General features: G+C 55.5%; 7 protein-coding genes. All 7 read left to right on the top strand.

Annotation, left to right across the window (positions count from 1 at the left end; translation table 11 throughout):
* Positions 1–845: 845 nt before the first annotated feature.
* Positions 846–1472, top strand: coding sequence for a response regulator (locus OQ460_RS13835; RefSeq protein WP_410022006.1), 627 nt, complete (start codon positions 846–848; stop codon positions 1470–1472).
* On the top strand, positions 1473–5117 hold the full coding sequence (locus tag OQ460_RS13830) for a transporter substrate-binding domain-containing protein (protein ID WP_410018034.1): 3645 nt from the start codon (positions 1473–1475) through the stop codon (positions 5115–5117). It begins immediately after the preceding gene.
* Positions 5118–5682: 565 nt separating this feature from the next.
* Positions 5683–7017, top strand: a complete 1335-nt coding sequence (locus OQ460_RS13825; RefSeq protein WP_410018033.1) for an EAL domain-containing protein — start codon at positions 5683–5685, stop codon at positions 7015–7017.
* A gap of 422 nt (positions 7018–7439) precedes the next feature.
* Entirely contained in the window at positions 7440–8105 is a 666-nt protein-coding gene (locus OQ460_RS13820) for a response regulator (protein ID WP_410018032.1), read from the top strand.
* Between the two features lie 157 nt (positions 8106–8262).
* Positions 8263–8928, top strand: a complete 666-nt coding sequence (locus OQ460_RS13815) for a response regulator (protein WP_410022005.1) — start codon at positions 8263–8265, stop codon at positions 8926–8928.
* Positions 8929–8936: 8 nt separating this feature from the next.
* Entirely contained in the window at positions 8937–11318 is a 2382-nt protein-coding gene (locus OQ460_RS13810) for an ATP-binding protein (RefSeq protein ID WP_410018031.1), read from the top strand.
* Positions 11315–13690 carry an ATP-binding protein gene (locus OQ460_RS13805; RefSeq protein WP_410018030.1) on the top strand — a complete coding sequence of 792 codons (2376 nt, stop codon included), beginning with the start codon at positions 11315–11317 and terminating at the stop codon, positions 13688–13690. Before OQ460_RS13810 ends, OQ460_RS13805 begins: the two co-directional genes overlap by 4 nt.
* The last annotated feature ends 220 nt before the right edge of the window (positions 13691–13910 follow it).

The following is a 13910-nucleotide window of genomic DNA, read 5'->3' as shown; positions in this document are numbered from 1 at the left end:
GAAATTCGCAGAGGGCGTAATTACGAACTCATTTTTAATGAGTCTACCCATTCTTTGCATAATGCCATAATCGCTATGCATTGAAGGTGTGGCCCGTGACGTTAAAAACGTGCTTTTCAATTTTCTACGTCGCAACCTGCTAAGGCAGCTGGGTGATCTCGGTGTTGGACCAGATCAACGAGAAGATAGGGCTGGGGCGCACTGCGTTCAACCGGTGGGTCGGCGGATCCTGAGCGGGGTATGCGTCGTGAGAGCATAGCAGTGCGATTCATTTTTCAGAGCGCTCCTATAGGAAAATTTCGGTAAAGGCCAGATCATTAGTGCTGGAAAACAGGAGTCTTTCGTATGGTGGATATTCAAACTTCACACTTACAACAGTTCGATGCGATTAACGGAATCGTCAGTAAAGTCGATAGTTCCAATCCAGTTGCTACCACGAGTCGTATCCACCCTTGGCTGCCGCACGTCCCTCGCGGCCAGTAGTATGCGCGGGTCAAGGGAATTACGCGGCAATCGCAAATCCGCTGGGGGCATCAGCGCTAGCGGCAGTGTGTATTAACGTTTTCGGTATCGAAAGACAGTGAGCTACAACGGGAAGCGAGTTGCGTGGGGCGTTCGGTAATTTGTTCCCGGTCTACGAGTGATTTATTGTTCAGGATGGAGCCCGCCTCCCTATCTTCGATCAACTTTCAGCGGCAGCATTAGCGCGGTCTCGCGCACCTGCCAAACCCAGAATGTCGAGTCTGCACGGATGCGCTACACCGAGGGTATCTCCACGAATGATGCGTTTTTATCCGTGTAAATCTTTCAATACCTGTATCGAACTAAGTGTCGTAGGAGTACGGATGTATACAGCCTTGGTGGTAGATGATCACCCGTTTATACGCGCAGCCGTGGAGATGGTGTTGTCGCAAGAACGGTTTGATATGGTGGCTCAAGCGGACAATGGTGCAGACGCCGTACAACTGGCTCGCCAGCATCAACCGGATTTAATCGTGCTGGACATTGGCATTCCAAAACTCGATGGCCTGGAAGTTATCAGTCGTATCAAAGCGTTGAAATTGCCCAGCAAGATTCTGGTGCTCACTTCCCAACTGCCGGCGTTCTATGCGTCGCGCTGCCGAAGCATGGGTGCCGACGGTTACATCTGTAAAGTGGATGAGCTGCAAAAGTTGCGCAAAGCGCTGACGACCGTCATGTCCGGTTATACGGTATTCCCCAGTCAGGAAACCGATTCGGTTCGTCGCAGTGACTTGGACGCCTCCGACGAGCACCTGATCGGTACATTGTCAAACCGTGAATTGGTGGTCCTGCAGCAACTGGCCAGGGGTATGAGCAATCTGCAAATCAGCGAGATCATGCTGTTAAGCAACAAGAACATCAGCGCCTACAAAAAACGTTTGTTAAACAAACTCAAACTGACCTCGCAAGTAGGCTTGGCAGACTTCGCCAAACGAAATGCACTTATCTGAATGAACGCATCTGTTCGTATGATCATTGTGCTCGGCTGTTTGCTGATGTCCTGCCTTTGCTGGAAAACCCAGGCCTGCAATAGCCCCCGGTCACTTTTCCTGCTGGGCCGTTCCGTGGTGCATGGCTACCAAGTGAGTTTGTCTGGCGAAGATTGGCAGTGGCTCAGGGAAAATCCTCAACTGGTGTTAGGGGTAACAGTCCAGGGCACAGCGCCATTCGAACTGAACACCGACAGCGGCGAATATGAGGGACTGATCGCAGACTATGCGGCCTTGTTAGGCGAACTGTTGAGTGTTCGGGTTGACGTGCGTCTGTTTGCCTCTCGGGAAGAGGCGGTAGCCGCACTCACCCAAGGGCAAGTCGACCTGTTGGCTACGGGTCGTGACACGGAGGAGGGGGATGCCTCGCTGACACATTCGCGCCCCTATGCCGACAACGGACAGGTGTTGGTGAGCCGTGAAGACGTCGAAGCCTTGAGCCGTTCCGACCTTTCGGGCAAGCACATTTCCGCCGCCGAGTTTTACTGGACGCGCCAGGAGCTTGAGTCGCTATACCCCAACGCAAGCATTCAGATGTATCCGTCGGTGCAGACTGCAATAGGGGCGGTGGCGTTCGACCGCGCCGATGTGTACGTGGGGGAGGCAATCACCGCCAGCTACTGGCTTAACAAAGGCTACCTGAATGAGTTGCAACTGGCCCCTTTGGCGATCAGGCATGGCCAGCATTTTTCGTTCGTCATGTCGTCCCAAAACTGGCGCTTGCACAACATTGTCAACCGCGCTCTGGAGTCCATTCCACTGGCTGAGCGTCTGGTTATCCTGCGCCGTTGGAGCGCCGGTGCCGAGGGCTTGCTAAGGCAATACTTCCTTTCCCACAGCCTCAGTCACAGTGAGCGTCTCTGGCTGGCGAAGCATCCACGGATGAAAGTAGCCGCCAGTTTGAATGGCATACCCATCTCCTTCCAGGACGTGCGCCATGTTTACCGTGGGATCAGCGCCGATGTCCTGGCCAAGGTAGCCCAGCGCACGGGGCTGAGGTTTGACCTTGTTTATGCCGATACGGTCGATGGCCTGGCGGAGCTGGTCAAGAGCGGTGAAGCCGATTTCCTCGCGGCTATTACCAAAAGTATCGAGCGCGAAGAAGCCTTGATGTTTACCCGACCCTATCTGATAGAGCCTGTGGTGCTCGTCATTCGTAATGCTGAAAAAAACATAAACTCATTGGCCGATCTGAAGGGCAAGAAGCTGGCGGTTATCCAAGGCAATGCTCAGAGCGAGTTTGTGCACCTGTATTTTCCGGATGTCCAGCAGGTCGTCACGCAAAGCATTCCAATCGCTTTGGCATTGCTCAGATCCGGTAAGGTCGATGCCGCGATTGGTGCCATGACGAACGTGGACTACCAGATCGCCCAACATTACAAGACGCAACTGCGGGTCGCTGGGACAGTCGACAACGTTTGGTCCCAGACGGCGTTTGCAACACGCCGTGACTCTCCGGAGTTATTGTCGATTTTGAACAAAGCGCTGCTAGGTATTTCACCCGAAGAGATGGACGAATTGGCTAGCCGCTGGCGCGGTGCTCTGGTCATCGGCGAGAGTTACCGGGTGCAGCACCGCGAGTCGTTTAACCGGATAATCATTGCCGGTGTGCTGACTCTAGTCATCATATTGGGTTGGGCGGGCTATCTGGGTCAAATGGTGCGCAAGCGCAAGCAGGCCGAACAGGCGTTGAGCGAGCAGGTGCAATTCCTGCGCGTACTGATCGACGGCATCCCCCATCCGATTTATGTGCGCGATCGGGTAGGGCGCCTGTTGATCTGCAACGCCGGCTACCTGAAGGCATTCAACATCAGCCGTGACGCTGTGGTAGGCAAGCGTCTCACTGAAGTCCATTTGCTGGAGCCCGAAAAAGCTGCGGACATTGAAAACGTCTATCAGCAAGTCATGGCGCATGGACAAACCTGGACATCCGACCGGACAATCTATTTCGCCGATGGCCGAGCACTGACCATATATCACTGGGTGTTTCCCTATCGTGGCAGCGATGACCGGATTGCGGGCGTTATATCCGGCTGGATCGACATCAGTGAGCGCCAGCATCTGGTCAATCAATTGCAAGCCGCCAAGGATGAGGCGGAAATAGCCAACCGTGCCAAGACTACTTTTCTGGCGATCATGAGCCATGAAATTCGAACGCCCATGAACGCGGTTATCGGGATGCTGGAGTTGATGCTTAAAAAGTCTTCGGCAAACACGGTAGACCGTACACCCATGGAGATAGCCGCAGGAGCCGCCAAGGAGCTTCACAACTTGGTCGGCGACATTCTTGATGTGGTTCGTATTGAATCGGGACAGTTGTCATTGACGCCGTCCGGGGTCTTTTTGCAAGAAGTAGTGGGCTCGGTGATGCGCATGTTTTCAGGAGGGGCGCGCCTGAAAGGCGTGCACTTAAGCCTTCATTTTGATCCGGCGGCAGACCACTATGTGTTATTGGACGCGCTTCGGTTCAAGCAAGTACTGTCAAACTTGGTGAGTAATGCACTGAAGTTCACCCTCGAAGGCTCGGTGATGCTTAATATCCAGGTGTTGCCTGCGACGGATGAAGGGCGCCTGGTGTTGTCGATACGGGTCGAGGATACCGGGATTGGCATCAGCACCGAAGATCAGCACAAGCTCTTCAGCCCCTTCACTCAAGCCAGTAATAACCCGCAATCAGGGCGCAGTGGCTCAGGGCTGGGCCTGATGATCAGCCGCAATCTGTGTGAAATGATGGGCGGCAGCTTGGAGTTGAGTAGCGTCTTGGGTGCAGGAACCTTGGTCAAGGTGATGTTGACGCTGCCGATTCTGCGCCCCCCCGTGCAGCCCGGGTTGCCCATTACTGAAGACCACAAGCTGATAACGTCACTGAGCATTCTGGTGGTCGATGATTATGCTGCGAACCGTGAACTGTTGCGTCAACAACTGGAGTTCCTGGGCCATCGGGTGGTAGACGCGGAAGACGGCGCGCTGGGCTTGTCGGCTTGGCGCCGTGCGCACTTTGATGTGGTGATTACTGATATCAGCATGCCGGTCATGGCGGGCGGTGACCTGGCACGCATGATTCGGCATGAAGAACGTATTGGCGGGATCGCACCTTGTCGAATTTATGGCTTTACCGCCAACGCACAGCCCTCGGCCAAGGTGAGCTGTTTGGAAGCAGGGATGGATGACTGCCTGTTCAAACCATTGAGTCTGATGGATCTGAGCAGTCGCCTGGGGGCCGTCGCCGACCTGGCATCTGATATTTCCTTGGTCGCCGACACTCCTTTGCGGGCTTCGAAGATTGACTTCTCCGGCATCGAGCAAATGGCCAGGGGAGACCAGGCGGCGGTCACTCGACTGCTGGCTAAGCTAGCCATCAGTAACCATGATGATCGCCATGAGTTGGGACAGCTCGTGCGGGCCAATGACCTCAAGGGCCTGGCTACCCTGGCCCACCGGGTTATGGGGGGGGCAAAGATGGTCAGGTATCAAGCTTTGCTCAACGCTTGTGAACGGTTGGAATCAGCCTGCGAAATGCAGGAAGAAACAGCTGTTCGAGTGGCTGTTGATACGCTTGAGCGCGAGATGTTGCATTTGAGTGAGGCGCTGGCTCCGCGGCTCTAACCCGTTTTCACTTTCACACCCATAAGCACTTCAGCTCCCGCCACATATCTATCAGGCAGCTTGAGCTACGGCCATAACGACAACGACAACAAGCGCTATGTGACCGGCACCTGGCCCTGCGCGACCGCCGCCGCGACTGACGCGTACACGGCCTCAAGCCAAACGTCCGGCCACTGCTGCGCCAAAGGGGTAGCGGTTGCTCGACTTTGTAGTTCACCAAGGTCCGGGCAACGATGGCGCCTTAGGTGGACATCAACAACGCCTTGCTGCTTTGTGTGCCGATCAACTCCGATCACGTAACTCATGATCCTGCTCCTCAGCGTGCTGACTTTGTCTTTGGGCGAAGCTTTCCTGCACGGCGCCCTATATGGCCGCGGCGTGACCGGCGCAAAGCGGCTGGTTCTATCGCACATCTACTTGCCGTGACGGCGACCGATACAGCTGGCGAGTAGGATAATTGCGGATGAGCTGGATTGCCCCCGTATGATTTTAGTCCCAATCCTATTTGTTTCTTTTTTGGTGCTGATAAGCTTTTTTCCTGAAACATTATCGGGAATTTTCTACCATGAATTTGAATGCCGCAGCGCCCAACGAGTTCAGCATGTTACGCGTCATCACGTTGGTAACTGACGCTCAAGGCATATATCGGCTGACCTCTGCATTGTGCGACATGGGGGTTACACCTCTGGCCAATGTCGAGTCTCTAAGCGCAATACAATCCTTGTTGTGTGAGCTTCCAGTCGATGTCATCTTCTGCGAAATTCGCCCTGAGTGCTGTGATGGCCTCATGTTACCGAGCCTGCTCAAAAAGTTGCTTGAAGCCGGAACGCTAGAGCAGCTTCCGTGCATCTTCTGGACCGGGAAAACCACCTTGAATGCTCCGATACGAATCGTCGACGGAGGGCGTACGATCTCCCGCAAAACGCCAGCCAGTCAACTTTGGATCAAATACCTTGGCGGGATCACCATCGGTGCGCTGGAGTCTCATGCTCGGTTGGCCAGAGCGGCGGGGGTTTTCGTGGAGATTTTGCATGAAGGCGCAACCCAGGACTTGGGGGATGCCTTGCGAACCGTATTGCTGACCCGCGCGCAACCGGATGCCAAGTTGCAAATGCGTACGTTCGACTCTCTCGCTGAAGATGAGGTGATCAATGCCCTCACAACGGGTGAGGGGTTGCGTTTTATGTTTCAACCGCAATTTGAGTTGTTGAGTCGGCGTGTGGTGGGGGCCGAAGCGTTAGTGCGATGGAATCATCCGCGCTTTGGGGAGATACCGCCCTCAGTGCTGATTCCGCTGGTGAATCGACTAGGTTTGGATCTGTTGTTATTCAGTCTTGTCGAAATGTGGACCCTGAGAGTCATGCTCGCGTTGAAACGCGAAAATATCCAGATTCCCATCGCAGTGAATGCGTCGGCAAAGACCATTTGTACGCCCGATTTCGCAGATCGCCTGGCTGCGAGGATGCAGCAGGCGCAACTGCCGAGTCGGCTGCTGAAAATCGAACTTACCGAGGACGTGCCTGAGCCGGACGAACTTTGCCTTTCTGCCTCGTTGACGGCTATTCGAGCCAAGGGTTTCAAGGTTTCACTGGATGACTTCGGTACGGGAGCAGCGACCTTGCACCTGTTAGCGAACCTTTCTTTTGACGAGATGAAAATCGATGGGGCATTTGTCCGTGGCGTTGAACAGCACTCGTCATCACGCAAGGTTATCGAAGGCATCGTCAACTGGGCAGGCCTTCTCGACTTGAACCTGGTGGCTGAGGGGATCGAGGATGAATCCACTATCCCGTTGTTACACCGCTTGGGCTGTCGGGTAGGGCAGGGCTACGCGTTGGCGAGGCCTATGGAACTTGATGTGTTTTTGGACTTTGTTGTTCAGAGGGAGAAGAATCAGTAAACAGTGCCTCTCGCTTCAAAGGTTGTCGACAACCAATGTATGTCAATCGCCATCAATCAGGGTGTTGTTTTGCTTTCTGGCTGACGGCTTTTAAGAGTTTTCCGATACCCATTTCCACGCGTTCATATTAGCGTGTCTGCTATAAAACCCACCGCAGTTTGATACTGATTGGGTCGTGGGTTTTCATTCTATTGATGGTTGTGAATATCAACTCATCGTCGTAATTTTTTCTGAAAGCTTGAGCAATAGCTTTTAGTGCGCCTGCGCACTCCGGACGTTAATGATTTTTGTTTTTTGTTCGGTTTTCAGTGTCGCGAATGTAGATGATGTCGTGGTTTCGTCTGAAATGGCGACAACTTACTAATGATGAGTAAACGGTGTTACTCATCTTTTTGCTCGTTATACAGAGTGTCTTGTGATCTATGAAACGCTTACAAATTGCCTTGCTGGATGATCACGCAATCGTGCGACATGGGTTGGTTAGCCGACTGGCACTGGAGTCTGACTTTGAAGTGGTCGGCGTCTATTCCAGCAGTCGGGATCTGATGGCCGGACTTTTGGCCGATCCCGCCGACGTATTACTGCTGGATTTTGTTCTCGGGCCGCACGAACTGGACGGTGTGTTGTTGATTCGGGCCTTGCGGGTGAAGTTTCCGAAATGCCGCATTCTTGTGTTTTCCACCCACCATGATGTGGCCACGGTAATACTGGCACTGCGTGTCGGTGCCAGGGGGTTTCTCGGCAAGGGAGAGGGTATGGGTCAGTTGATCGACGCTGTGCGTTTAGTCGCATCAGGGGCGGTCTACCTGAGCCCGGACATGGCTTACCGAGTCGCTGAGGCGACTGCCGTCAATTCTGATAGTAAAGAAAAGATCCGGGGTGATGCGCTGCGCTTTGTCAGCTTGTCTGCCCGGGAGCAGGAGGTGATCAGATGTTTTCTGGCGGGCATGACAATCACTGACATTGCCGGGAAGTTCAGTCGAAGCATCAAAACGATCAGTACTCAAAAAGCCTCTGCTTTTCGCAAGTTGGGGGTGACCTCGAACAATGAATTGTTTCGGCTCAAGCACATTATTGAAGGCGTCTGAGGTCGGACGGGCGTTGTTGTCGAGTGTCGCATGAGGAGCGCGGCGTGTAATTTGCGCGTTGTTGCATATACTCATCTACGTGTCGGGAGCGGTATCGATGGGCAGTCCCTTTAGTTCAACAGTGCTGTGTGCACTGGACAGAGTGGGTTTGATCGCGATGAAACCTATACGTATTGCATTATTGGATGATCATGCTGTTGTTCGGCACGGGCTTGCCAACACGCTGGCCGCCGAGGCGGGCTTTGAAGTGGTGGGTATTTATGAGCGAAGCCGTGACCTTCTCCGTGGCCTGTCCGAGGCCCCTGCGGATCTACTGCTTCTGGATTTCTCCCTGAGTCCCGAGGAGTTGGACGGTGTGTCACTGATCCGCGCCTTGCGGGTCAAGTTCCCGCAATGCCATATCCTTGTATTGTCCGCGCACCATGATCCCGCGACCGTCAGCTTGGCCATGCGCGTCGGTGCTCGGGGCTTTGTCGGCAAGGGTGAGGATATGACCCAGCTGGTCAAAGCCATTCGTAAAGTTGCGTCGGGAGCGGTGTATGTCAGTACCGATATGACCTATCGGCTGGCGGAAACGGTTACCAGCGTTGTTCGCAAGGACGTCAGCGAGGCGCCAGGCGCTTTAGTACAGGCGGAGTTGACCAGTCGTGAGCAGGAAGTCATTCGTTGCTATCTGACGGGCATGACCGTGAGTGAAATCGCTGAGAAGTTCAATCGCAGTATCAAGACCATCAGTACCCAGAAGACCTCGGCATTTCGCAAACTGGGGGTAACGTCAAACAACGAGCTGTTCAAACTCAATAAAATCATCGGTCTGCGATGAAGCAGCTCGTGTACAGGGGGCTCTTGCTGTGGTTGCTGATGGGAGCGATTCCCTTCATCCAGGCCGGTCCGTTTGAGTTGAGCCCTGAGGAGCGACAGTGGATAGCGTCGCACCCGGTGTTACGGGTGGGTGTGGTTGAGGACCTCGTACCTTTCGAGTACATGAAAGACGGGACACTGTATGGCCGGTCCAGGCAGTACCTGCAATTTGTGACGGCCGCCACAGGGCTTCAATTCACGTATGTGCCGGGTAAAAGTATGGCCATACGCGAGCAAATGCTGCTGGACGGCCAAGTAGACATGCTGTCCTCTTACTTGCGCTTCATTGCGCAGCCGAGGAATGCAGCGCTGAGAACGCTTGTATACCACACCACCTCGCCCATCATTGTGACGCATGTCGATTCCCCGGATATTTTCGACATCGATCAGTTGCAGGGCAAGACCGTGATGATTCCCGATGTGGAACACTACGAGGCAATGTTCAGGGAGCGCTCGGTTCGGGCCAACCTGATCAAAAGCACGTCGGCCCTGGAGATGCTGAATCGGCTCGAGGAGGGCAGCGCCGACGCGGTGGTCGCCACCGAAACCTTCCTGATGCCGTATCTGTATCGACGTTTCAATGGTGTTCTGGAGACCTCGGGCGTGGTCGGGAGTCAGGTGCTGGATGTGAGCCTGGCGGCTCGCGCCGATCAGACAGTGTTGATATCCATTCTTGAAAAAGTCCTTGACTCGATCACTGCCGAGCAGCGCAAGGCCATCTATGAGCAGTGGTATCGCGACCTAGACGTGGACGCGCCCACGCTGCCGATTATCGCCACACATTACTTGCATGTGCTGATTCTGGCTGCCCTCGCATTTGCCAGCTTATGCGTGTTGGTCTATCGCGGCCACGGCCAGCGACGCCGAGCGTTGCGCAACGAGCAGGAAAAGGCCATGTTCCTGGCGGTCATGAGCCATGAAATTCGCTCGCCGATGAATGCGGTGTTGGCGGCGATGGAGTTGTTGTGGCACACCCGGCTTAACCAGCAGCAACGCCACTTGGCTCACCTGGCCAACAGCGGTGCCAATGCGCTGGTACGCCTGCTGGATGATGTGCTGCACGCGCCAGATCCGAGCGCCCAGCCATTACGACTTGCTATCGAGCCGACCGACGTCACCGCGCTGGGGGAGGGCGTGGTCGGCTTGCATCGTTTGCGCGCGCGGGAAAAGCGCTTGAGCCTGACGCTAGATATCCAGGCTCAGTTGCCCTTGTTATTACTTGACAGTTCACGCCTGACGCAGATTTTCCACAACCTGCTTTCCAACGCCATCAAGTTCACCGATACCGGCGGTGTCGACATCAAGGTGCGCTTGGACGCCTCGTCGGTTGACGTTCAGCAGTTGCAGATTGAGGTTCGCGATACCGGGGTCGGTGTTTCGCAAGCCGTACTGGCGAAGCTGTTCCGGCCTTACGCTCAAGCCAGCCAGGGTCAAAGGCGGGTAGGCGGGACTGGCTTGGGCCTTGTGATCTGCCAGCAGTTGGTCAGTTTGATGGAGGGCCAATTGATGTTCCGTAGTGAGCAGGGCATTGGTACTACCGTCACGATCAGCTTGCCCGCGACGATTGCACCTGAGCCTTTGGCGCCGCTGGAGGCGGAAGCGGCATCAGCACCGGTGGCCGACGGCGGCCTGCAGATTCTGGTTGTGGAAGACACCCTGGCCAACCAGGAGGTCTTGCGGGCGCAGATCAGCGGTTTCGGTTGTCGGCCTGTGGTGGCTGGCGATGCCGCCACAGCCAGGGCGGTGTTTGGGGAGAGCGCTTACGATCTGATCTTGATGGACTGTGATCTACCGGATCAGGATGGTTACAGCCTGGTGCGTGAGCTACGGGTATTCGAATTGCAGTTGGGCCGAACACGTTGCCCGATCATTGCCATCTCCGCCTTGACCGGTGAGCAGCACCTGCAGCGCTGCCGCGATGCCGGGATGGATGGGGTGTTGAGCAAGCCCATAGGCCTTGGGCAACTGAGCGAGGTCATTGAGCGCTGGTGTGGCGTCACGCTGGCAGCGCCCAGTGCGAGTTTGATGGCCCCTGCGCTGGATCAAGTCGAGATAAACCGGGAAATGGCCGCTGATCTGGGGAGCCTGATCAAAGCCTTGGCGCTGTGTGATCGTCCTTCTGCGCTGCACGTGGCCCACCGCTTGCGCGGGGTGGCATTAATTATGGAGTGGTCGGCCCTGGGCGAATCGGCAGAGCACATAGAACGACTACTGCGGGGGGAGGAGAGCTGGGACAACCCTGCCTACGCGCAATCGTTGCAGGCACTCGTTCAGCACTGGCAAGCCTTGAGCGGTGATACGCAGCTTGATGTACTGCCGGCGGCACGCGCCCATCGGATGGCGCGACTGTGAGCGCCAGGTGGCGGCGGTTGCTACTCGCGCTGGTCCTGCTGAGCCAGCTCGTTTGGGCGGGCGCTGACACCGGCCCAGCGCCGATGGTATTGACGCAGCAGGAGTTGGATTGGATCGCGGCCAATCCGGTACTGCGTGTCGGGGTCTTTGAAAACCTACTGCCGTTCGAGTACATCAGCCATGACCAACTGCGGGGGCTATCAGCCAAGTACCTGCAATTGATCACGGTGCGCACGGGCCTGCTTTTCAAGGCTGTGAACACCACCACCCGCAGCGCCCGCAAGGACATGCTGATCAGCGGTGAAGTAGATATATTGTCCACCCGACGCAGGTCTGACGACCCTGCCCAGGATCGTGGAATGCTTTACACCCAGCCCTACAACACCAGCTCAACCATTCTCGTGAGTCGGTTTGGCGATCAGCCGTTCCCTGACGTGGAGCATCTCGCCGGCAAGCGACTGGTGATGCTGGGCCGTGAAGTGTATTCCGCGTTCCTGAGCGAAAAGGCCCCAGGCATCACGATCATCTCTGCCCAGAACGCTGTGGACATGATGGCGATGGTCAAGGACGGTCGCGCCGATGCAGCCATCGCTTCGGAGTGGCTGCTCATTCCATACCTTTCTCGCCAATACCAGGGCGTGCTGCAGATTTCCGGCGTGGTACCGCAGTTGCACACCGGCGTGAGCATGGCAGTGCGTGACACCGACGTAATCCTGCTGTCAATTTTGGAGAAGGCTCTGGCTTCCGTCACAGCGGATGAGCGCAAGGATATCTATGACGCCTGGTTCGCCGACATGAACCTGGATATCCCCTCTGTCACGGCTATCTTTGAGCACTACGAAGGTGAACTGTGGTTACTGGTGTCCGTTGTTCTGCTGCTGATAACGCTGGTCTGGCAAGGTCAAGTACAGCGCCGTCAAGCCGTGCAGCGCGAGCAGGAAAAAGCGATGTATCTTGCGGTCATGAGCCACGAAATCCGCTCGCCCATGAACGCAGTGCTGGCGGCTGTTGAGTTGTTGGAGCACACCCCCCTTGATGAACAACAGCGCCACTTCGCGGACCTTGCCAATAGCGGCGCCAACACCTTGCTGCAGTTGGTGGACGATGTGCTGGACATCTCCAAGATGGAGGCCGGGCAGTTTCAACTCAGCCCGGGTCCGGTGGACCTCTGGGCATTGGCTCAACACGTGGTGGATGATCACCGGCCTTATGCGGTGCAAAAGGGCCTGGAGCTGACGTTAACCGGCGAGCGATTCGCCACCCCCATGTTGTTGGACGAACTGCGCTTGGCGCAGGTCTTGCGCAATCTGATTTCCAACGCCATCAAGTTCACCGATAGCGGGCAGGTAGCGGTGCAATTGCAGAGGCTTGAGGGGCGCTCGGGGGACCGGACGCATGTGCAAATTCGGGTCATCGACAGTGGTGTTGGTTTGTCGGAGCAGGCGCGGCTCTCGCTCTTTCGGCCTTACGCCCAAGCCAGGCTTTCTTACAAACGTACTGGTGGCACCGGTCTGGGGCTGGTTATTTGCCGGCGGCTGGTGAGGTTGATGCGCGGTAAATTGATGCTTACGAGCACAGTGGGCGTCGGCACCCAGGTGGAGGTCAGATTGCCTGTCGAGTGGGTGGCGCTCCCGGGAAGCGGCGAAACGGAAGAGGCGCCAGCGGATATTGCAGTGCTCGGCAATGGGTTGAAGGTGCTGGTGGTGGATGGCTCATCGGCCAACCAGCAAGGCTTGGTGACGCAACTCCATAGCCTTGGTTGTGGGGCCTTGCTGGCGGTTGATGCCGCCCAGGGGTTGGCCTTTTTCGGCGAGCACAGGGTCGATATGGTGTTGATAAACTGTGATTTTCCTGATGGCGATGGTTACAGGCTGGCCGGCGCTGTTCGTGAGTCGGAGCACGAACAGCAGCGGCAGTACTGTCCGATTGTTGGCATGTCGCAGCTGGCCGATAACGATCACCTCGAGCGTTGTTTTGATGCCGGAATGGATGCCTTACTGAGCCAGCCCGTCAGCCAGGTCAAGCTGCAACAGATGATTGAACTCTGGTGTGGCGTGTCCCTGCAACCTGAGGTACAAGCGCTGCCTGAGCAGGCGCTTGATGGGGAGGAGGAGCATGCGCAGTTGCGCAAAAACCTCGGCAGCCTGCTTGAGGCAGTCGCTCTGCGTAATCGCGGCCGGGCGTTGCATGCACTGCATCGATTGCGCGACGTGGCGTTGGCCGTCAGATGGGCAGGCGTCACCACTCAAGTTGAAGTAATCGAACAACTATTGAGTGATGACGTGAACTGGCCCGCTGGGGCGATTGCGGGTCAGCTCGACAGTTTACTCAAACAGTGGGCTGAACTTGTCGGTGGTGTTCATGTGGGCTAATTTATTGCGATGAGCGCAACTTGGAGTATCGGTCATTACAATAAGTGCGTTGCTAGTTGTGGTGGGTTTTAGGAGCACTCCTATTGACGATACGCTCGGTTATGCATCAAAAGAACGCGTAGAAGCAGTAAGGTTACTGGGCTCGATTTGTTGTAAACAATAGGCATGGTTTATTTGTTTTTCAGAGCACTCCTATATTGAAGTTGTGGCGAAATTTCTA

It is taken from the genome of Pseudomonas imrae, from assembly GCF_046352735.2.
Taxonomy (GTDB): domain Bacteria; phylum Pseudomonadota; class Gammaproteobacteria; order Pseudomonadales; family Pseudomonadaceae; genus Aquipseudomonas; species Aquipseudomonas imrae.
The sequence above is the reverse complement of the archived record's forward strand: the minus strand, read 5'-3'. Positions and strand labels throughout refer to the sequence as shown.

Coding starts and splice junctions, on each gene's coding strand:
- OQ460_RS13835 (WP_410022006.1), top strand. CDS start 846: ATGTATACAGCCTTGGTGGTAGATGATCACCCGTTTATACGCGCAGCC.
- OQ460_RS13830 (WP_410018034.1), top strand. CDS start 1,473: ATGAACGCATCTGTTCGTATGATCATTGTGCTCGGCTGTTTGCTGATG.
- OQ460_RS13825 (WP_410018033.1), top strand. CDS start 5,683: ATGAATTTGAATGCCGCAGCGCCCAACGAGTTCAGCATGTTACGCGTC.
- OQ460_RS13820 (WP_410018032.1), top strand. CDS start 7,440: ATGAAACGCTTACAAATTGCCTTGCTGGATGATCACGCAATCGTGCGA.
- OQ460_RS13815 (WP_410022005.1), top strand. CDS start 8,263: ATGAAACCTATACGTATTGCATTATTGGATGATCATGCTGTTGTTCGG.